We start from the raw sequence: 21,728 nt of genomic DNA on the forward strand, positions 1-21,728 counted from the left end.
TATACCCTTACTATACCCTTTCTATTTTGTCGCTTAAAGTGTTGTTATACAGTTTTCTGTATGAGTTTTATGATTGTTGAATAAAAACAATAGATTTGGATAAGACATTCAAAAATGAGACATCTTTCCATAATTATATTATTTAGCTTCATGACTTATTTTTCAACAGCTTCGAATGGAGCTTTGGTCAGTAAGGAAGGGGAGCATTGTGCAACCTGTAGTCCAAATGGCAATTGCAGGGCCTGTACGAGCTGCAATTACTGTAAGCATTGCAATGCAGGAGGATCTTGTAGTGTGTGTGCTAAAGGGGCTAAAAGTAGCCTTCCTGAAAAGAGAAGTGTTAAAAGTGATTCAGGAGTAAGCGCTGCCTGTAAAGCAATAACAAAGAAAGGTGCCAGATGTAAAAGAATGGCTAAAGCTGGAAGCTACTGCTGGCAGCATAGTAAATAGTAAAACAAGAACCTACAACTCTCTTCAAAGCAGGTTAGCGATTTAGAAAGTTATAGGTGCTGATTTCTTATTAAGTTCCTTTTTTAGGGGCAATTCCCTTATCTACATCTAGCGTAAAAGATGCTTCTGAAGCATCAAATGCTTGTTTTAGTAAATCTATTTCTGGTTGTTCAACCTCTTTTGGTTTGTCAAAATCTTCATCGAATCCATTGGAATGGATGTCTTTCTGACTTTGCTGATCCTCTGCTTCTGAGTTTAGCGCATCATCTAGGGGAACATTGTCTTCTGGGTTTTTTGGGATAGCCATAATTGCGTATTTAAGTATATACCCATAACAGCAGATCTTTCTGCTTGTTTCATCAGCGCAAGCAAAATTTAACCAATTTAGGCTTCCGGCCAGTGAAATACCAAGGGGAAGCCATCGGGATCGCGCACATATAAAGCTTTAAAACCGTAAGAAGTACGGGATGGGGGAGTTACATCAACTCCATTGGATTGCAGGTATTGATATACATGATCTAATTCAGAACAGCCAAAATGGATAGACATATCATGGCGCTCCAGCCAGTCATGAGCAGTAGCTGGTTTCGGACATGTTTTTTCTCCTCGGGGTTCCAACAACAGTTCGATGCCATTCAGACTCAACCTTGCCCATTTGAAATTATCCGGCCTTTCAGGGATATCGGATGTTTCTACCAAGTCAAAACCGAGTAAGTCCCGGTAAAAACGTACTGATGTGGGCATATTGAAAACCGAAAGTAAAGGCGTAAATCCCTGTATTTTTATCGGTTTTACTGTAGTGGTATCATTTGACATAAATTTCTCCTTTTTTACTGGTTAACAGATCATTCCATTAAGATAATAGAATATTTGGATTCGATCAATTATAGGAGACATTAATTATTGTTCCTATGTTTCCCAACCATTAAGGTTTAGCTTTGTTCTGTACAAAAAGCGATTGTTATGGAGATTAAGGAATTACAAATCATTACGACTCAGTTAGCAGAAACGGAAACGTTTTATAATCAGATATTAAACCTGGATACCCATGATAAAACGGAAAATGAAGTGTCTTTTTTAATCGGAAGGACTAAACTTTCATTTGTACTGGAAGCGACAACAGCTCAACCCGTTTATCATATGGCCTTCGACATCCCTAAGAATAAACTGATGGAGGCCTATGAATGGCTAAAAAAAAGAATTAAAATCATTTCAGTAACACCGGAGACAGATTTTTCCAGCTTCGAACTTTGGAATGCCAAATCCTTCTATTTCCATGATAATAATGAAAATGTGCTGGAATTCATCTGCCGTTACGACCTTGACAATGAATCGGACTCCGATTTTGGGGGTTCATCGATATTGGCAGTTACTGAAATCGGACTCGTATCCGAGGATGTTCCCTTTTTAGCAGAAACAATTATGAGTAAATACGGACTTGAGGTTTATGAAAAGCAGCCAGCCCGGGATAATTTTACAGTATTGGGCGATGAACAAGGATTGCTCATTCTGGTAAATGAGGATAGAAATTGGTATCCTACAGATCAAAAGGCAAAATCATTTCCTATAAAAATGATATTTAACAATGGAACAGCTGAAGATCAGGAGCTGAGTATTTCTTAGTTTTCCTGAATTTATATCAATGGGAGGGATACATAAAAAACGGTTCCTTCCCCTTTTTGGCTTTCAAACCAGATTTTTCCTCCCTGAGCCTGGGTATATTCCTTGCAAAGGAATAATCCGAGACCAATTCCCTTTTCATTTGCCGTGCCGAAGGTCGATTGTGCTTTCAATGAGAAAATTTCTGATTTATTTTCTTCTGGAATGCCATTTCCAGTATCCCGGATGGCAATCAGGCAGTTTTTTCCATACCTGCTCGCATTCAATTCTATTAAGCCATCGGTTGGGGTGAACTTGATGGCATTTCCAATGATATTTCTAACAATCAATTGCAACATATGTACATTGGAAAACAATTCCAGGGAAGGGTCGATCTCTGCTGTAAAGGTGATTTTCTTTTCTTTTGATGCGGCCTTTTGAATTGTAATTACGGAATCCAATGCTTCATGCAATTTGTTGATTTCCATAGCAGCCTTTCCATCATTTAGTTCAGCACGAGACCAGGAGAGCATGTTGTCTAACATTTCCTGAGTACCACTAATGGCCTTACTGAGTTTTTTGTCCATCATCTCTTTTTCCTCTGCACTAAGGATATCCAGGCGGAAAAGCTCCATATAGCCTTGTATAGAAGCCATTGGGGCGCGAAGATCATGGGCAATGATGGAGAAGAATTTAGTCTTTTCATGGTTCATTCGCTCCAGAGCTGCTGTTTTTGCTGCAGCATCCTGCTTTTCATGAAAATAGGCAGTTTTGAGATAAAATAGGCCAATAAAAGTAACCAGTATGGTAATGATATAAGTGGAGGCACTATCCGCAAATATAGAAACCCTGTCTCTATAGGAGGAAGCAATGGATTCCGGGTATTTGTATTCAAAAAATAGCAAGCCTAATCCCGCAGCCAAACAAAGTATAGACCATAACCAGTACTGATTTCTTGGTGAAATGATCATGATCATGAAAAATGCGATAGAAAATGAGAGTAGAGAAGGTCCCTGAATGCCACCATTTAAAAAATAACCACATGATAAGACGATTAAAGTCATGAGGGAGGACAGGACAATGCTGTATTTGAATTTTTTTTTGAATCTGGAAAGGTAGTAGGTGAAACTGAGTACCACAAATAAGATAGCGAATAGGCTTGCCATGGTGCCCATTCCATTGTAATAATTGAAAGGGACATCATAGCCAATAATGATCATGGCAGTGATGCAGATGGCATTAAACATCTGATTTTCAAGTTTAAAATGCTCATCTGGTCCGATAAGGAAATGGACCAGCCTTTTAAAACCACTGATGATGCGGGAGATGATTTCTGGTATCATTACCTAAAAATAAGCAAAGTAATTGATGTTGTAGAAAATAATAGCACTATCAAGAATGATTTTGAAAAAATCTATTCTTTATTTTGTGGTATGAGTCTTGTGCATGGGGAAATGAGAATATGGAACAACTAGTTGTACTACCTGCCGAACTGTTAAAAACGTATGAAACCCTGCCTGGTGCTTATTTGGTGCTTTCACCGGAATTATCAGTACTTACAGCCAGTGATGTTTATTTAGCTGCACATGGTTTAGTAAGGGCAGAAGTAAAAGGTAGAAATTTCTTTGAGCTCTTTCCTCAGGAGGCGTCAATTCCATTTGAATTGGGCTTTCAGGCCTCCTTTCAGCAAGTTTTTTATACGCGAAAGCCTCATCAGCTACCACTTTTGAGATTGGAACTTCCAGATCTGGATCTCAATGATCAGACCATCTCAAAATACTGGGACGTTACCCATACTCCATTCTTTGATGACAATGGAAATATCCAGTATATTATTCAGTACAGTTATGACGTCGGTAACCTGATCTCCGCCAGGAAAAAAGGAGAACAAAGGGAGAAAGAAGTAGCTGCCAGTGAAAAACACCTGGAATTTTTACTGAATTCGATGCCTCAACAGGTTTGGACAGCCAATGCTCATGGAATTATCAATTACGTAAATGAGATTTGTTGTCGTGATTTTGGGAAAACATTAGAAGAATTGAGAGGTGTTGGATGGCAATCTTTCGTCCACCCAGATGATTTGCCAGCCTGCATTAGGGCATGGAGTTATGCCTTAGGACAGAATTCAGAATACAGTGTAGAATTTCGCCTGAAAATGGCGGATGGAGCATATAAATGGCATTTGGGAAGAGCCATCCCATTAATCGAAAGTGGTGAACTTAAAATGTGGATGGGTACCAATACCAATATCGACGTCCAGAAATCCAATGAACAGCGGAAGGATGAATTTCTGGCCATAGCCAGTCATGAGTTGAAAACACCCTTAACTTCCATAAAGGCCTTTAATCAATTGATGAAAAGGACCAATGACCCCGAAAAATTACATGATTTTGTAGAGAAATCTGCTAGTAACATCTCCCGTTTGGAGCAGCTAATCGCTGATTTACTCGATGTAACGAAGATCAATTCCGGGAGTATGAGCTTTGAGAAAGAGGTGTTCAGTTTCAATGAAATGATGGCCTCAGCGGTGGCTACGGTTCAGGCCGTATCGCCGGATCATGAGCTATTGCTTACACAGGGAACTGCGGTCTCTTTTAATGGCGATCGGGATAGAATAGAACAGGTTCTACTTAATTTTTTATCGAATGCAGTTAAATATTCCCCAAATGGGGGTAAAATCATCATAAAGGGGGAAATTAAGTCTGATAATATTGTCGTTTCTATTCAGGATTTCGGAATAGGTATTGCCGATTTTGAAATGCAAAGGTTATCTGAACGGTATTACCGGGTAGATAATGAAGAATTGCGGTATGAAGGTTTGGGCCTGGGACTGTTTATCTGTTCCGAAATATTAAAAGCACACCATGGTAGTTTTTGGCTTGAAAGTGAGTTGGAAGTAGGCTCTACGTTTTATTTTAGACTGCCGATGAAGCAAGATGTGGCGATAGATTGTCAGGTGGAAAGGCATCATTATTATAAAGATGATAGTTTGACTTACAGAGATCCAGTCTGCCGAAGACTGGATCAATAGCAATTAATATTTTTATTCTGCGGTTCCTGCAAGACTAGGTCTTTGCACAGCAACGTGTTTCTTAGTATAAGAAGCCAGCCAAACCAGTGCGGCAATTGCATAAACACACAAGACCAGGATCGAAGTATTACTTACTGAATTTCCGGTTTCATGTGTGCTGATAAATAAGGAAAGGATGGATAGTCCGATTCCACCACCCAGGAAATAAGAGGTTGAAGCCAAACTGGAAGCCAGTCCATAATGCTGTGGCGGAATTCCTTGCACTGAAATTACCGATAAACTAGTATAACAGATCGTCATGCCCAATCCGGACACACAAGCTGCAGAACATAGTAATAAAATAAGGTTATGATCCATTAGTACTGATCCCAGTAGGAAACCAGCACCACCAACCATTAAAGACATCCCGAAAACTCCTGTTTGCCATACATTCAGTCTTCTCATTAAAGGAGGAAGTACAAATTTTGCAAACAAAGCAGAAATAATACTGAAAGGAACTAAGGTAACACCCGCTTTAGCTGCACTGAAATTCATATCTTTCTGAATCAATAAGGACAGTAAAAACATATATCCGGTAAAATAGGCACCTAATAAAAAGAAGACTCCGATTCCTGTGGTTGTTGCTTTAGAGCGGAATAAAGAGACTTCTATTAAAGGCTCTGCCTGAACTTTTAATCGGTGTTGAATGATTTTGAAACCGGCAATAACTGCAATAGTAAGTCCGATTAACATTAGATAATGCTCGCGGATTCTTCCTAGCTCATGAACGCCATAACTCAACATCAACAGGACAATCACTAATAATATGCCTGATAAGAAATCTGGTCTGGATTTCGATTTTTTTAACTCATCTGGTGCAAGATAGTACCAGGCAAGGGCGATAATGATAAATAAAACAGGTACGTTAACAAAGAAAATCCAGTGCCATCCCCAATAGGTGGTGATAATTCCACCCAGTGCCAGACCACTACCTGATCCGATGGCGGCAAATGAACTGAAAATACCGATAGCTTTTGCGCGCTCACGTGTTTCTGTAAAAGTATGGGTAACAATAGAGAAGGCGGAAGGCATAATCAATGCGGCACCAATACCTTGTGCTGCGCGGAAAAAAGCAAGCATCTCGAAAGAGCTGGAAAGTCCGGCACCTAAAGAGGTCAAAAGGAAAATAGCTGAGCCGGCCATGAATATGTTTTTCTTACCTACAAGGTCGGATAATTTACCCCCAATGATTAAAAATCCTCCATACAACAACACATACAGTGTTTGTAGCCATTGCACTTTGTCGCTGCTTAGCCCATAATCTGATTGAATAGATGGAATGGCCAGGTTGACAATGGCAATGTCCAATGCTTCTATAAAAATACCAATGGAAGCTATGGCAAGGATGAGATTTTTTCTTTGAGTCATAAAATGTAATGGGGGAAATTTTCCTTACAAAGGTAACTTTCATAACACAGACTAAAAATAAGTTCTGCTTATTTAGAACAAATGGGTATTATTATCTAATTTAACAGAACAAATGCATTATTGATCTTAAATATGGCTCCTCAAACAGAACAAGTCCGCCAGGCTCCACTGGTTCTAGACGATAAAGATTATGAAATTATGCGCTTATTGCAGGAGAATGCAAAGCTCACAATTCGGGAAATCGCGTCTAAAGTACACTTAAGTCCAACTCCCACCCATGAAAGAATCAAAAGAATGGAACGGGAAGGGGTGATCAGAAAGTATGTGGCTTTATTGGATAACCGAAAAATTAATAAAGGAATTATCGTGATTGTCCAGATCTCTTTAAAGGTTCACAATAAAAAAGCAGCACAGGAATTTATCGATGCGGTATTGGCCTTTAAAGAAGTAACTGAATGCTACAATATATCCGGAGATTTCGACTTTATGCTCAAGATTGTAACCGAAAGTATGGAGAGCTTCCATTCGTTTTCTATGAATAAACTGAGTGAAATTCCTGGGATCGCACAAACGAAAAGCATTTTTGTGATGGATACGATTAAGGATACTCATCACTTGTTATAGCATTTCTAAAATGACATTTTTCAGGCAATTCTATATTTGTATCCCTTGGAATTATAATCCATGGATGCTAATTTTGTATTCGATCCCAATAACGCCTTATAATTTATACTCATGAAGATAGAAGAAGAACTAAAACATCAATTTCTGACCTCCCAGCAGCGGGCGGCAACAAACATCATTTTTACTTCTAACTGGATTCTTAATAAGATTGCAGTAGCACTAAAACCAACTGGTTTATCGCTGCAGCAATTTAATGTATTGAGTATTTTATATGGGCAGGAGGGACAAACGGCTACCGTTAACCTGATTAAGGATCGTTTGATAGACCGGATGCCTAATGTATCCAGGTTACTCAATAAACTGATGGAAAAGGGATTAATTGTGAAAGAACGAAACTTATCGGATCAGCGTGTGGTTTATGTTAAGTTGAGTCCGGAAGGAGCAAAGTTGAAAACTCAGGCGAGGGCGATTATTGATCAGGGGGTGTTGGATCTCAATACTGAAGATGCGGACCTGTTGAATGATCTCCTGGAGAAATTAAGAAAGTAAAATTGTAAAGAAAATGGCTATGAATAAAGTAATTCTTTTGAACGCAAGACCGGTAGGAAAACCGGTGTTAAGTGATTTTAAATTTATAGAAGAAGCAATGCCAGTGGCTAATGATGGACAGGTATTGTTGAAAACAACATATGTTTCTGTAGATCCCTATTTAAGGGGCAGAATGAATGACTCGGAATCCTATATTCCAGCTTTTGAATTACATAAACCGATGTCTTCGGGTGTAGTTGCCGAAGTTATAGATAGTAAATTGACAGGTTTTGAAAAGGGAGACTTTGTTTCCGGAAACCTGGAATGGAAAGAATACCAAAGCCATGATGGAAAGGGCTTGATTAAAGTTGATCCTAAGGCTGCAAATCTAAGTGCTTATCTGGGGATTTTAGGTATGACAGGGTTAACAGCTTATTGTGGTTTGCTGGAAATCGGTAAACCAAAAGCAGGAGAAACCATTGTGGTTTCCGGTGCTGCGGGTGCTGTTGGATCGGTTGTAGGTCAGATTGGTAAGATTTTAGGCTGCAGAGTAGTGGGGATTGCAGGTTCCGATGAAAAGGTAGAATTGCTAAAATCTAAATTTCACTTTGATGAAGCCATCAATTATAAAACGACTACAGATATAACAGCCGCTGTAAAAGCCGCTTGTCCGAATGGTGTAGATGTGTATTTCGATAATGTTGGTGCTGCGATTTCTGACGGTGTATTGGCCAATATCAACAGGTATGCACGTATTCCGGTTTGTGGTGCGATTTCATTGTATAACAATACCAAAGCAGATGTTGGACCTCGTATTCAAACTACGATGGTCATTAAAAGTGCTTTAATGCAGGGTTTCATTGTATCTGTTTTTGCAGATAAATTTCAGGAAGCGATTGCTCAAATGAGTACCTGGTTGAAAGAAGGAAAACTGACTTACGCAGAAACTGTAGTGGAAGGGTTTGATCAGATTCCACAAGCCTTTATGGATCTTTTTGAAGGTAAAAATGAAGGTAAAATGATAGTTAAAGTTTAAGACTTTATCAAACCCTCAACCGAAAGAAAAAACTATTATTAAAATAAAATAATCCAATCAAGATGTTAAATTTTGAATTTAAAAACCCAACCAAGATCATTTTTGGAAAAGGTGAAATAAAAAAGATCAGTAAAGAAATCCCTGCCGACGCTAAAGTATTAGTGCTTTATGGTGGTGGTAGCATCAAAACTAATGGCGTGTACGATCAGGTCATAGACGCATTACAGGGTTTTGAAGTATTGGAATTCTCGGGAATCCCTGCAAATCCTGAATATGAGGTTTTAATGGAGGCACTGAAAGTGATCAAAGCCGAAAAGGTAACTTATATGTTGGCTGTTGGTGGTGGCTCTGTGATTGATGGGGTGAAATTCCTTTCTGCAGCAGCATTGTACGATGGTGATCAACCTTGGGATATCCTGACACAAAATATCAGAACAGAGAAAGGTTTACCTTTTGCTTCGGTATTGACTTTGCCGGCTACCGGATCAGAAATGAATTCAGGTGCGGTAATTACACGCAAGGAAACACAGGAAAAACTGGCTATGGGCGGTCCTGGTTTGTTCCCGGAATTTTCTATCCTGGATCCTGAAGTGATCAGGTCAATTCCTAAGCGCCAGTTGGTGAATGGGGTGACGGATGCCTTTACGCACGTTTTAGAGCAGTATATGACTTATCCTGCAGGGGCACACTTACAAGATCGCTTTGCAGAAAGTATCCTGCAAACTTTGATTGAAGTAGGTCCGAAAGTGATTGAGAATCCTGAAGATTATGAATCTGCTGCTAACTTTATGTGGAGCTGTACGATGGCCTTGAATGGATTGATTCAAAAAGGTGTACCTACCGATTGGGCGGTTCATGCGATGGGGCATGAGTTGACAGCATTGTTCGGAATTGATCATGCGAGAACCCTGGCGATTATTGCACCAAGTCATTACCGTTATAACTTTGAAGCGAAAAAAGAAAAACTGGCGCAATACGGTCAGCGTGTATGGGGAATTACTTCTGGTAGCATCGATGATATCGCTAACGCAGCAATTGCGAGAACTGAAGATTTCTTCCATTCAATGGAAATTAAAACTTCTCTTTCTGAATATACCGATGATTTCGAAGGAACAGCACAGAAGATTTCGAAACGTTTTACAGATAGAGGCTGGTTAGGATTAGGTGAGCATAAAACACTTGCTCCAGCTGATGTAGAGAAAATTGTAGAAATGAGCTATTAAGCTTTCTTGAAGCTAAATCAGGCAATGCCGGGTTCTTGAAATTGTTTCAGGAATCCGGCATTTGTCGTTTTAAACTTTATGTCCTGAGCTTTCCTTAAAAAAGCTTTACCTGCCGGAATCAGAAATAATTCCGGATATTCGCTTTCAGCCTTCTTCGGAAGTATTTCAGGATAGATAAAAAAGGATGATAAATATGGAGTTGCTATTAGTCGAAGACGATCTTCGTGTTTCAGAACTCGTTAAGAGGGGGCTAGAAGAACATGGGTATCAGGTAACGCTGGCTTATGACGGGATGATGGGTAAAAAGCTAATGATCTCCAATCGTTATGATCTGATCATTACTGATATTGTACTTCCATTGATGAATGGAATTGAACTTTGTCAGGAAATCCGGAGTGTATGGCCAGAAATTCCAATCCTCATGTTAACAGCATTGGGCACTACAGAAGATAAGCTCGAAGGCTTTGATGCCGGAGCTAATGACTATCTGGTGAAGCCTTTTGATTTTCGGGAACTTCATGCCCGTATAAAGGCCTTGCTGAACCGCAATCAGAAGGCATTGCAGTTGCCAATAGTCAGGGTATTAAAATATGCAGATCTGGAAATGGACCTTCAAACGAACACAGTATACCGCATGGGCCTCGAGATTGCCCTTACCCCTAAAGAGTTTAAATTGTTGGAGTATATGTTGCGCAATAAAGAGCGGATTTTGACCCGTACAGAAATCGCTGAAAAGGTCTGGGATACTCATTTTGATACCGGAACCAATTTCATTGATGTCTACATGAACTACCTGAGAAAAAAGATTGATAAGAACTTTGAAAACAAATTGATTCATACCAAGACAGGAATGGGCTTTATCTTTAGAGAAAGCTAAAACTGTATTAATCTGCAAAGCTGTGAAAATCCGTTATAAGCTGACTCTTCTGTTTACACTTCTTTTTACATTGATCATTTGTGGCTTTGCTTTTTTCATCTATTATTCTTCAGCAGAGAATAGGGAAGACGAGTATTTTAAGCGTTTAAAGCAATTGGCCATCACCAAAACCAATCTTTTACTGGATGCTAAAGTGGCACCAGACGTCTTGCAATTGATCTATAAAAATGCGCCAAATAACCTTTTTCAGGAAGAGGTGGCCGTTTATGACACCGCTTTTCATCTCTTATACCATGATGCAGTGAACATTGATAAGATCAAAGAGACAAAAAGTATGATCGGCGAGATTGTGGCTAAAGGGGAGATTCAGTTTAATCAGGGGCAGTTACAGGCCGTAGGTTTTTTGTACCCCTATAAAGGCAGGGATTATGTGATTACGGCCGCTGCAAAAGATGAGTACGGCTTGGCAAAGTTGAGTAAGCTTCGGTTTATTTTAACGGTATCGGTTCTTGGAAGTCTGCTGCTGACCATTTTTGCAGGCTATTTTTTTGCAAAAAGAGCCTTAAAACCTGTGGCAGAAATGGTAGATGAAATTGAGGAACTTAGTGCTAAAAATCTCGATCAGCGTTTAAAAGTAACAGATAGTAAGGATGAAATTGCAGAGCTGGCGCTTACTTTTAACCGAATGCTGGACCGGTTGGCGCATTCTTTTGAAGCGCAAAAGGAATTTGTTGCGCATATCTCTCATGAATTGAGAACCCCTCTGGCTACTGTAATTGCAGAATTGGAGATCTCCCAAAATAAAGAACGGACCGTCTTAGCCTATCAGAATGCGATCGCATTAGCGCTAAAAGATGCTAGGAAATTGGCAAGATTGTCTACGAGCTTACTGGATCTGGCCAATGCCAATTACGACCAGGCCGTGATCAGTTTCAAAGAATTGCGTCTTGATGAAGTTTTGCTGGATGCCAGAAATGAAGTATTGCAGCATCAGCCGGAATATAAAGTGAAGCTGATCTTTGATCAGGAAGCAGAAGATGACGATTTTATTTCTATTCGTGGCAATGAATATCTCTTGAAAATCGCTTTTATCAATCTGATGGAGAATAATTGTAAGTTTTCTGAACATAAGGAATCTACAGTTTCAATCGCTTATGATAGGGATCAAACCATTCTCCGTTTTGTGGATCAGGGAATTGGTATTTCGGAAGCAGACCGCGCTAAACTGTTTGAACCATTTTTTAGGGGTGGAAATCAGCATTATGCCGAAGGGAATGGCATCGGATTGGCACTGACTAAAAAGATTGTAGACCTGCATCATGGCACAATTGTCGTAATTTCTGAACCTGGGGAGGGTAGTACTTTTATCCTGACCCTGAGGCATATCTAACTGCTGTTTTACAGCGCTAATGACTTTCTAATAGCTTTCTAATGTTGTCCTAACGGCCTTTTTCAAAGGCCAGAGGTATTTTTGTGCCATCAAAATAAACAAACCCTATGGATCAGCCCCCGTGTTGTAATTCCTTATTTATTTACTTTCCCTCCTCAGAATAGTTGTTTTTGCTGCTTTCTGAAAAGGGAGCAACAATCGCATCTATGTTAACAACATTAGATTTTAGTAGCCGCTTGTTACTGGCCCTTACTTTAGGGGCAGGCATCGGTATAGAGCGCCAATGGCGCCAACGTATTGCTGGTTTACGGACCAATACACTGGTCGCTCTTGGTGCGGCAATATTCATCACACTTGCCGTGAAAATCGGTGGTGATGCCAGTGGCAGGGTCGCTTCTTATATCGTGAGTGGTATTGGTTTCCTTGGCGCAGGAGTGATTATGAAGGATGGCCTGAATGTAAGCGGCCTGAATACCGCAGCTACCTTATGGTGTTCGGCTGCTATTGGAGCGCTCTGCGGCATGGGCTTTTATCCGGAAGCGACCATTGCAACTACTTTCATCATTCTTGCCCACCTGATCCTTCGGCCTATTGCGGTCCGGCTAGGTCAAATCGCCTTTTATCCTAAAAGTGAATCTGCACAAACTGAATATCTGATCTCGATCAAATGTAAAGAGCGCGTGGAAAATCACATTCGCGTATTGCTATTGCAAAATCTTGGGAATCACGAAAAGTTGATGTTAAGGGCTTTGACCAGCAGCGATAATGGAGATCCGGTCAATGCAATTATTACCGCGGAGATCATTGCCGTAGGAAATCAGGATGAGTTGATGGAGAAAATGGTGAGCAGACTCACCATAGAGGCAGATGTGATGCGGGTAAGCTGGGAATTAACAGGACAACAATCAGAATTATGAAAAGATTAAAAAAGAATCATCTACCTGCTACTGCTGGTTATGATGAAGTAGCGACCACCAAGCTAAGAAATGTGGCCAGAACGGAACCTGTTTTCTTTTATGCGATGCTCAATACGGGGAAGGATGGCTTAGGAACAACCGCTGTTGCGGAAAAGAGAAAGCTGTTCGGTTGGAATGAAATAGATCATGAACAGGGGACAGCCTGGTATGTTCAGTTATTTCAAGCCTTTTTAAACCCTTTTGTTGCCGTGTTGGTGATCTTGCTGCTGATTTCCTTTATAATGGATGTAGCGCTTGCTAATGAAGCGGAGCGGGATTATAAAACGGTTATTGTTGTCGGTTTGATGGTGTTGTTGAGTTCTTTGCTTCGTTTTTGGCAGGAGTTTAGTAGCAATAAGGCAGCTGAAGCCTTGAAAAGTATGGTAAAAACCACGGCTACCGTACTGCGTAAAGGGTTTGGTCGGATGGAACTGGAGTTAAAAGCAATTGTTCCAGGTGATATTGTGTTTTTGAGTGCAGGAGATATGATTCCTGCAGACCTTCGTTTGATTCAGTCTAAAGATCTTTTTGTAAGTCAGGCGATGCTGACCGGGGAATCCCATCCCCTGGAAAAAAGCGGGGAGGCGATATTTGATGCAGACTGCAAATCTCCTTTAGAGCTGGATAATATTTGTTTCATGGGAACCAATGTATTGAGTGGTACGGCAATGGCGGTAGTAGTCAACACCGGAAACCTGACTTATTTTGCTGCGGTTGGCAGAGCGATTAGTGGCAAACGTTCGGAAACAAGTTTTGATAAAGGCGTGAATAAAGTGAGCTGGCTATTGATTCGTTTTATGCTGGTTATGGTTCCTTTGATTTTTGTAGTAAACGGGTTAACCAAAGGTGATTGGTGGGAGGCCCTGCTCTTTGGAGTTGCAGTAGCGGTAGGCCTGACTCCTGAGATGTTACCGATGATTGTGACCGCAAACCTAGCCAAAGGTGCTAAGCAGATGAGCCGCCATCAGGTGATCGTAAAAAGATTGAATGCCATCCAGAATATTGGGGCAATGGACATCTTATGTACCGATAAAACGGGGACGCTGACCATGGATAAGATCATTTTAGAGCGACATTTGAATGTTTTTGGAGAAGATGATGATGAGGTTTTGAAATGGGCTTATTTGAACAGTTTTCACCAGACCGGATTGAAAAATCTACTGGATCTGGCAGTGTTGGAACACCTGGAGCTTCATGACTACCTGAATGTAGCAGCAGATTATCAAAAAGTGGATGAGATTCCTTTTGATTTTCAACGGAGGAGGATGAGTGTGATTTTGGAGCAGCAGAATGGAAAGCACTTGTTGATTTGTAAAGGCGCAGTGGAAGAAATGCTGGATCTCTGTTCCCATACTTTTGAGCCAGGAGAGAACCATCAGTTACACCTGGAAAATGATGCCATTGTGCCCATGAGTCAGCAAATGCGGGATACGGTACTGCATACTTCAAGAAAACTCAATGAAGATGGCTTGAGGGTTTTGTTAGTGGCAATCAAAGAATATGAGCCGCGTCCCTCAGATTATAAGGTTGCAGCAGAGCATAACCTAGTCTTAACGGGTTTTATCGGTTTTTTAGATCCAGCAAAGCCATCAGCCAGGCCAGCAATAGCAGCGCTGGAGGAACTGGGAATCAGTGTAAAAGTTCTGACCGGCGATAATGATATTGTGACAAAAAAGATTTGTAAAGAAGTTGGGATTCCATTTCAGCAGGTGTTACTTGGCCATGAAATCGAGCTGATGGGAGAGGAGGAGCTTGCTGTAAAGTTGCAGTCGACCAGTATTTTTGCAAAATTAAGTCCTGTTCAAAAGTCCAGGATTGTAAAGTTACTCCAAAGTCAGGGACATACTGTGGGCTTTATGGGCGATGGAATCAATGATGCAGCAGCATTAAGGGCAGCAGATGTAGGGATTTCTGTGGATACCGCAGTCGATATTGCCAAAGAAAGTGCAGATATTATTCTATTGGAAAAAGACCTGATGGTACTTCGTAAAGGCGTGATTTACGGTAGACGCACATTTGGAAACATCATTAAATACATCAAAATGACCGCCAGCAGTAACTTTGGGAATATGTTTAGTATGTTGGGTGCAAGTGCCTTCCTGCCTTTTCTGCCGATGTTGCCCATCCATTTACTCATTCAGAACCTGTTGTATGATGTTTCCCAAATCTCCATTCCATGGGATCGTATGGATGAAGAGTTTTTAAAACAACCCCAGAAATGGGATGCCGGAGGGATCAGCAGGTTTATGGTCTTTATCGGGCCAATCAGTTCTATCTTTGATTATGCGACCTTTGCGCTGATGTTTTTTGTTTTTAAGGCCAATAGTCCTGAACACCAAACGCTCTTTCAAACCGGTTGGTTTGTAGAAGGACTATTGTCTCAAACCTTAATTGTTCATTTGATTAGAACCCGTAAAATTCCCTTTATCCAAAGTTGGGCAACAGCTCCTGTTATCGCTTTAACTTCGCTAATTGTACTGCTCGGTATCGCAATTCCTTTTACTCCTTTGGCGGCCATATTGAAGTTACAAGCCTTACCAATTGCTTATTTTCCATGGTTGTTTGGAATTCTGACAGCTTATTGTCTTTTGACGCAGTATGTGAAAACTTTATTTATTAAAAAGTTTAATCAGTGGCTGTAAGTACCTGATTTTATGGTTGATAAAAAATCTGATATTTTGTTGTTTAGTCCTTGTAAACAATGAGTTTGAGCTGGTTTATGGTCTTGCCGGGAAAATAGAAGCTTCTCTTACAACAATGGAGAGAGCAAACGCGCTATTTTTTCCGGCAATTGTACCCATGCAGATCTTGCACACCACAGTTCAGCATCGATGAGTTTGGAAACCTGCAGGTCTTCATCAAAAGCTGCTTTTAATTGCTTTGCAATATCTTCATCATAAACTACTGTGTTCACTTCAAAGTTCAGCTCGAAGCTACGTTCATCCATGTTTGCGGTTCCGACAAAGGACAGCTGTTCATCAATTACCATTGTTTTGGCATGGATAAATCCTTTCTGATATTGATATATTTCGACCCCAACATCCAATAACTCCTGGTAGTAGGATCTTGCTGCGGCAGCTACCCATATCGAATCTGATTCAAAAGGAACCAACAATTTAATGCTGATGCCACTTAATGCAGCCACATAAAGTGCATCCAGCAAACTAATTCCAGGGATGAAGTATGGGCTGGTGATTAAAATTTCCCGGTCTGCCATACCGATGGCCTGAACCAGGTTGAGCAGAATCGTAGGATGGTCTGAATCTGGACCACTTGCCGCGATTTGCAGGTCGACTTTCCCATTTGGGTTCTCTTCAAAATTGAAAAACTCCGGCTGTATTTCCAGTTCCTCCTCTGCACAAAAGTTCCAGTCGGAGATGAACAGGTGTTGTAAGTAATGCGTGCCGGTTCCCTTGATTTTTAAATGAGTGTCGCGCCAGAACAGCTCGTCATTGTAAGCAGGATCATTGATATAGCGGTCGCTGATATTGATACCGCCGGTAAATGCAATGTTTCCATCGATGATGATGATCTTCCTGTGGTTTCTGTAATTGAGGCGGTTGGCCAGTGCAATGAAAATCACTTTGTAAAAGGGAAAAGCCTGAACTCCGGCTTTTCTAAGTTCAGGGACAAGTTTTTTCCGTATCGACCGACTACCAAAATCATCGTAGATCAAACGAACCTGTACGCCTGCCATTGCCTTTTCGATTAAGATCGCTTTGATTTCATTGCCGATCTTTTCATCTTCAAAAATGTAATATTCTAAATGGATATGGTGCTTTGCTTCCCGTAATGCCTGTAATACTTCCGGGAATTTCTGCTCTCCGTTGATCAGAAGTTTAACTTCATTATTTCCGGTTAGGCCGCTCGTATTGCTATTTAATAACAACTGACTGAGTTTCTTAAACTTTTGAAGGGCAGGGTTCATTTGTTCAATGGTTTTGGCGGAATTACTCATGATCCTGGAAGTGACCTTTTGTAACTGAATCTCATCAGAGATGATCTTTTTGTTGTAGATCTTTCTAACGCGATAATTGATGCCAAATGAAAAGTAAATGATCACACCAATCACTGGTAAAAAAACCGCAAGCAAGAGGTAGGCTAGGGTTTTGCTTACAGAACGGGTATCGTAAATGATTCGGAGACAAACCGCGATAATAAAGAGAACGTAGGCAATTTCTAAAACGAGAATCCATTTCATAAAAGAATCAATTTACTTTAGATACCGAAAAAAGACGATTTTGTTTGGCCTGAGCTAAGATAACATAGGTTTTTCGAGAAAAAAGCTGGATTAAATGAGTCTGGCTTCATCTAAATCTAATTGATTTTCTTGTTTTCTAATCTGTTCATCACTAAATGTTTTCTCTTTCCGTAACTGGTATAATTCTTTGCGCTGGATACTGTATAAATCCATTAAGACGGCATTGTATCTGGCGATTTCCAGTTTTTCTGTGGTGTCACATTCCAAGGATTCCAACTGCTGATTGGTGATCGAAATATCGCTTTCCAGTTGTTTCTTTAAAAATCCGATCAGTTCATTTTCTTTCATCTCCTCCACAAAATTTTCATTTAGTCTTTTTAGTGCTGCCTGCATCAATCTTAAACGAATTCCGGCCTCCTGTTCTCCTTCTGGTGGGAAATCTTCAATGTCTTTAATTCCGGTCCATTTAATGACCAATGGCAAGGTCAGCCCCTGAAAAACGAGGGTCACGAGAATCACGATAAAGGTGATAAATAAAATAAGACTGCGGTGTGGGAAAGCTTCGCCGCTGCGCAATAGTAAAGGGATTGAAAGTGCTGAAGCTAAAGAAACAACTCCTCTCATTCCTGCCCAGCCTACAATTACAGGACCTTTCCATAAGGGATTTACCGGATCTGCGCGTTTATTGCTGCCCAGCCAGCTAGGGATATAGGCCAGTAGTATAGTATACAGCAGGCGTATGATAATGATGGTGATGCTGATGATCAGGCCATAATGAATGGCTTGTAGGATGGAATAATCACCGAGGCTTTCCATAATGATAGGCAGCTCCAGTCCGATGAGGATAAACACCAGCCCGTTTAAAACAAAGGCGAGTGTGGCCCATACGCTGATGGCCTGGATTCTGGAAGCGCTATGCGATAGGATTTCATGTGATCGGTAGGAGAGAAATAAGCCACCTGACACTACGGCCATGACGCCGGAAAAATGAAAATGCTCTGCGCCGATATACATAAAATAGGGTGTCATTAGGGTCAGAGCAGTATCAATACTGGGGGTAGTGGGTAAGAAACGATGGACCACATAAACGATATGTGCTATGGCGAGACCTATGACTACGCCCATTCCTGCAGCCAGAAAAAACTGTCCGACGGCTTGTTGCATCGAAAACTGTCCTGATAAAATAGCGGCTAAGGCAAAGCGGAAGACAATTAAACTGGAAGCATCATTGATCAGGCTTTCTCCCTCCAGCACCGTTGTGAGTCGTTTCGGGATTTTTATGTGTTTTAAAACTGAGTTTGCCGCCACGGCATCAGGAGGTGAGATGATGCCACCTAAAAGGAATCCCATGGCTAAAGTAAATCCAGGAATCATTGCTGTGGATACAAAAGCGACAATAATTGAAGTAAAGAAAACAAGGCCAAAGGCCAGCATAGCGATTGATCGGCGCCATTTCCAGAAATCATTCCAGGAAGTATACCAGGCCGATTCGTAGAGGAGCGGAGGAAGAAAAATAAGGAAAACCATTTCTGGCTCTATCGCGATTTTTGGTATTCCCGGGATAAAACTAATGCCCAGTCCCGCGATAACTAGGAAGATAGGGTAAGAGATTTTGAGCTTTTGAGCCAGCATCGTCAATAGGAATACGGCAAAAAGCAATACCAATATCAAAAGGAGCGTTTCACTAAACATAAGGCAGAACGTTAGTTTTCAGTTGAATGATCTAAATCTGACCTCAATATATTAAAAATCTATCTATTTATGTGGTACACAATTCGGGCAAATCCATCCATCCGCTTACTTTAAGGCAAGGGCTTAAACTTTCTTCTTCCTGTAATTCCCATGCCTGGAAATGGGTGTTGTATCTCGCGATTTGATAGCCATATTCCAGCTCAGGACTAACTACACTAATTAATTTGTATTCATGATCCATCGGCAGTCTGGCTTTTGTTGAAATCCATTTTCTCATCTTGATTTGTTTTTTTTGATAGGGTAAACCCTGGGATTTGATTATTTTTCTGGTTCATTGATATTCCCCTCAGATGGTCTTATCGGTCTTTTCTCTGTCTACTAAAACAATCTATCAATTAATCGGTTTTTTTAAATGGCGATATTTGTCACTATATGGTTTAAATACAGTGCTTTACTTGTGTTTTGTTGTTTATTTTACGAAATTTAATAGGTTAAATCGTGATTGTTGAATCAGCTCCTTTATGATGAAAGATATGGGGAAAAGAATGGGATTGGAAGATTTCTTCCTTGATGGACTGGAAGATGTTTACGATGCAGAAAAAAAATTCATGAAATGTTTTGCTGCATTAGGAATCGCCGCAGGGCATGACATATTGAAGGAAGTGCTAGTTCTCAATATGCAGACTACAGAAAAACACCTCGGACATTTAATGGCCATACTGGCTCGTTTTAATCGGGACGGAACAAATGGAAAGTGTGAAATTGTTGGCTGCTTAACCGAGAAAGCTTCAGAAATGATCAAAAATATGGAGACAGGCACCCCATTAAGGGATGTTGCAGTGGTGTGTTTGGTCCAGATTATACAGCATTATAAAATCAGTTCTTATGGAAACCTGATGTCTTTAGCAGATGAATTATGCCATCATAAAGTGAGATTACTGATCCAAGAATGCCTTCAGGATGAAAAAAGGACGGATTTGCAACTGACAGAAATCGCCAGAAATTTTATAAATCCGGCAGCAAAATAGATGCCTTGCAATTTTAATTCATTTTTTACGAGAGATTAGAAACAATAGAAATGGTCAGGTGTTAGTAAATTACATCTATCTGTCTATGTTTGAGGGGATTGTTTTTGTAGAGAAAGGAAAAGGATGGCTTGTTTTGTTGCTGCTAGGGATGGCCTTTGTTTCCTCTTGCGCGATAAAACGTCCTCCTAAAGGATCTGCTGTGCAGGAAGCGGAGTATCAGTATAAGAGCCTGGAAATGGCTGAGGCTCAGGCTCAGGAGAGCGCCCGCGTTCAGGAAAAAGCACAGCGCAAGGAGTATAGCAAACGACAACAAGATTCTATTGCTACCTTTAAAAAGCTTTTATGGGCCGATAGTGCCCGTACCGATCATCCCAAATGGTTGGATAGCTTATATAAAAACCATCAATATCGCCCTTTTTTAATAGATCAATTGAGGGAAAAGCCAGCAATAATCGATGAGTACTTAAGAAAAACTGGATCGCATGGCCTGGATACCAATTATTTCTACCTGAATGAAATCAACGCCCGCCTTAGCGAATTGGAGGAAAAGCAAAGTTCCTCCTTAAAATATCCGGAAAAGATGAAGCTGGAACTGTTGATGGCCGCTGCTTTGCTTAAATATAGTGAGGCGATTCAGTATGGAGTCATTCGTCCTGACAGCCTGGATAAAAACTATTTCATCAAAACGGCTTCGCCAGACAGTTCAAAGATAATGCGGGTATTTAATGCCCCGGATCTATTGCTTTTCCTGGATAGTATCCAGCCTTCTTCTGCAGCTTATCGGTCCTTGCAAAAGGCCTTACAAGCGGGGACAGGAGCCATCAACCGAAATAAAGAAGATGCTGCGCAAACGATTAAACTAAACCTGGAACGCTTACGCTGGAAAAATAAACCCAATGATACAGAGAAATATGTATGGGTTAATATTCCTGATTTCAGCTTAGATGTGATGGAAAAGGGAGTTTCTACCTTGCAAATGAAAGTATGTGTAGGAGAGGGGCGTACCGAAACTGAGCCGGAAGGGACAAAAGAAACTCCGCAATTGAACAGTATGATTTATAGTGTGCAGGTGAATCCAATATGGAATATTCCTGCGAGTATTGCCCGGAAGGAAATTTCCAGGTATGCGAGCAATGATCCTTATTACCTCAGCAACAATGATATTGATGTGTACAAGAATGGAAAACGTCTTGCTGCACCGCAAAATATAGACTGGGCAACCGTAGACGTTTCTCAGTATACCTTTAAACAGCGTCCTGGCGAACAGAATTCCCTGGGTAAGATTAAGTTTATTTTCAATAATAATAGCAGTGTTTACCTTCATGATACGCCAACTAAATCTGCTTTTAAGAAAAAAGTCAGAGCCATTAGTCATGGTTGTGTGCGGGTGGAAAAACCGAAGGAACTTGCGCTCGTCTTATTCGGAGCAGGAAAAACCTATGATCAGATTAAGACCGCAATGGATCGTTCCTATCCAAGGGCCAAATATATCGGACTACCTGTCAAAATACCGGTATACCTGACCTATATTACCGCCTGGGTGGATGTTAAAGGTCTGTTGCAAATCAGAAATGACATCTATGGATTAGACCTCCGCTTATACGAAGCAATGAAAGCCGGACAGATGATCGCAGAATAAAAAAAATCCGTCATACTAGATGACGGATTTATGGTATAATCGCTATG

General features: G+C 40.7%; 20 protein-coding genes. 13 read left to right on the forward strand and 7 right to left on the reverse strand.

The window, feature by feature from the left end; translation table 11 throughout:
* Positions 1-175 precede the first annotated feature (175 nt).
* Entirely contained in the window at positions 176-361 is a 186-nt protein-coding gene (locus tag R2S10_RS21945) for a hypothetical protein (RefSeq protein ID WP_316842563.1), read from the forward strand.
* 159 nt (positions 362-520) lie between these two features.
* Here R2S10_RS21945 and R2S10_RS21950 read toward each other — a convergent pair whose 3' ends face one another.
* Positions 521-757, reverse strand: coding sequence for a hypothetical protein (locus R2S10_RS21950; protein ID WP_316842564.1), 237 nt, complete (start codon positions 755-757; stop codon positions 521-523).
* 77 nt (positions 758-834) lie between these two features.
* A complete protein-coding gene (locus R2S10_RS21955) occupies positions 835-1,266 on the reverse strand; it encodes a VOC family protein (protein ID WP_316842565.1) in 432 nt (143 codons plus the stop codon).
* 147 nt (positions 1,267-1,413) lie between these two features.
* Here R2S10_RS21955 and R2S10_RS21960 point away from each other — a divergent pair, with 147 nt between their 5' ends.
* Positions 1,414-2,073: a hypothetical protein gene (locus tag R2S10_RS21960; RefSeq protein ID WP_316842566.1), complete on the forward strand. Its 660-nt coding sequence runs from the start codon at positions 1,414-1,416 to the stop codon at positions 2,071-2,073.
* An 11-nt stretch (positions 2,074-2,084) separates the two neighbouring features.
* Here the strand turns inward: R2S10_RS21960 and R2S10_RS21965 are convergent, their stop codons facing one another.
* Positions 2,085-3,392: a HAMP domain-containing sensor histidine kinase gene (locus R2S10_RS21965; RefSeq protein ID WP_316842567.1), complete on the reverse strand. Its 1,308-nt coding sequence runs from the start codon at positions 3,390-3,392 to the stop codon at positions 2,085-2,087.
* Between the two features lie 119 nt (positions 3,393-3,511).
* Here R2S10_RS21965 and R2S10_RS21970 point away from each other — a divergent pair, with 119 nt between their 5' ends.
* Positions 3,512-5,080, forward strand: coding sequence for an ATP-binding protein (locus R2S10_RS21970; protein ID WP_316842568.1), 1,569 nt, complete (start codon positions 3,512-3,514; stop codon positions 5,078-5,080).
* Positions 5,081-5,092: 12 nt separating this feature from the next.
* On the opposite strand, the gene R2S10_RS21975 is transcribed toward R2S10_RS21970, so the two are convergent.
* Positions 5,093-6,487 (reverse strand): MFS transporter, encoded by a 1,395-nt coding sequence (locus R2S10_RS21975; protein WP_316842569.1) that lies wholly within the window; start codon positions 6,485-6,487, stop codon positions 5,093-5,095.
* A gap of 132 nt (positions 6,488-6,619) precedes the next feature.
* Here R2S10_RS21975 and R2S10_RS21980 point away from each other — a divergent pair, with 132 nt between their 5' ends.
* The 8 genes from R2S10_RS21980 to mgtA all read left to right on the forward strand — a co-directional run bounded on the left by R2S10_RS21980 (position 6,620) and on the right by mgtA (position 15,763).
* Complete coding sequence (locus R2S10_RS21980) at positions 6,620-7,111, forward strand: Lrp/AsnC family transcriptional regulator (protein WP_316842570.1); 492 nt, start codon at positions 6,620-6,622, stop codon at positions 7,109-7,111.
* Between the two features lie 111 nt (positions 7,112-7,222).
* Entirely contained in the window at positions 7,223-7,660 is a 438-nt protein-coding gene (locus R2S10_RS21985) for a MarR family winged helix-turn-helix transcriptional regulator (protein WP_316842571.1), read from the forward strand.
* A gap of 19 nt (positions 7,661-7,679) precedes the next feature.
* Positions 7,680-8,675, forward strand: coding sequence for an NADP-dependent oxidoreductase (locus tag R2S10_RS21990; protein WP_316842572.1), 996 nt, complete (start codon positions 7,680-7,682; stop codon positions 8,673-8,675).
* A 62-nt stretch (positions 8,676-8,737) separates the two neighbouring features.
* Positions 8,738-9,898, forward strand: a complete 1,161-nt coding sequence (locus tag R2S10_RS21995) for an iron-containing alcohol dehydrogenase (RefSeq protein ID WP_316842573.1) — start codon at positions 8,738-8,740, stop codon at positions 9,896-9,898.
* Positions 9,899-10,091: 193 nt separating this feature from the next.
* Positions 10,092-10,775 carry a response regulator transcription factor gene (locus tag R2S10_RS22000; RefSeq protein WP_316842574.1) on the forward strand — a complete coding sequence of 228 codons (684 nt, stop codon included), beginning with the start codon at positions 10,092-10,094 and terminating at the stop codon, positions 10,773-10,775.
* Positions 10,776-10,797: 22 nt separating this feature from the next.
* On the forward strand, positions 10,798-12,165 hold the full coding sequence (locus R2S10_RS22005) for a HAMP domain-containing sensor histidine kinase (protein WP_316842575.1): 1,368 nt from the start codon (positions 10,798-10,800) through the stop codon (positions 12,163-12,165).
* Positions 12,166-12,371: 206 nt separating this feature from the next.
* A complete protein-coding gene (locus tag R2S10_RS22010) occupies positions 12,372-13,082 on the forward strand; it encodes an MgtC/SapB family protein (RefSeq protein WP_316842576.1) in 711 nt (236 codons plus the stop codon).
* Positions 13,079-15,763 carry a magnesium-translocating P-type ATPase gene (mgtA, locus tag R2S10_RS22015; protein ID WP_316842577.1) on the forward strand — a complete coding sequence of 895 codons (2,685 nt, stop codon included), beginning with the start codon at positions 13,079-13,081 and terminating at the stop codon, positions 15,761-15,763. The genes R2S10_RS22010 and mgtA overlap by 4 nt, the downstream gene beginning before the upstream one ends.
* A gap of 107 nt (positions 15,764-15,870) precedes the next feature.
* Here mgtA and cls read toward each other — a convergent pair whose 3' ends face one another.
* The 3 genes from cls to R2S10_RS22030 form a co-directional block, all read right to left on the reverse strand.
* Positions 15,871-17,322 carry a cardiolipin synthase gene (gene cls / locus R2S10_RS22020; RefSeq protein ID WP_316842578.1) on the reverse strand — a complete coding sequence of 484 codons (1,452 nt, stop codon included), beginning with the start codon at positions 17,320-17,322 and terminating at the stop codon, positions 15,871-15,873.
* 90 nt (positions 17,323-17,412) lie between these two features.
* The gene (locus tag R2S10_RS22025) at positions 17,413-19,014 is read right to left on the reverse strand and encodes a Na+/H+ antiporter (protein WP_316842579.1); all 1,602 of its coding nucleotides are present in this window, start codon (positions 19,012-19,014) and stop codon (positions 17,413-17,415) included.
* A gap of 67 nt (positions 19,015-19,081) precedes the next feature.
* A complete protein-coding gene (locus R2S10_RS22030) occupies positions 19,082-19,291 on the reverse strand; it encodes a DUF551 domain-containing protein (RefSeq protein ID WP_316842580.1) in 210 nt (69 codons plus the stop codon).
* A 244-nt stretch (positions 19,292-19,535) separates the two neighbouring features.
* Between R2S10_RS22030 and R2S10_RS22035 the strand changes: the two genes are divergently transcribed.
* Positions 19,536-20,042, forward strand: coding sequence for a DUF892 family protein (locus R2S10_RS22035; protein WP_316842581.1), 507 nt, complete (start codon positions 19,536-19,538; stop codon positions 20,040-20,042).
* A gap of 58 nt (positions 20,043-20,100) precedes the next feature.
* The gene (locus R2S10_RS22040) at positions 20,101-21,681 is read left to right on the forward strand and encodes a L,D-transpeptidase family protein (RefSeq protein WP_316842582.1); all 1,581 of its coding nucleotides are present in this window, start codon (positions 20,101-20,103) and stop codon (positions 21,679-21,681) included.
* Positions 21,682-21,728 lie beyond the last annotated feature (47 nt).

Origin of the sequence: Pedobacter gandavensis, from assembly GCF_032678745.1 — a bacterium.
Lineage (GTDB): Bacteria > Bacteroidota > Bacteroidia > Sphingobacteriales > Sphingobacteriaceae > Pedobacter > Pedobacter gandavensis_C.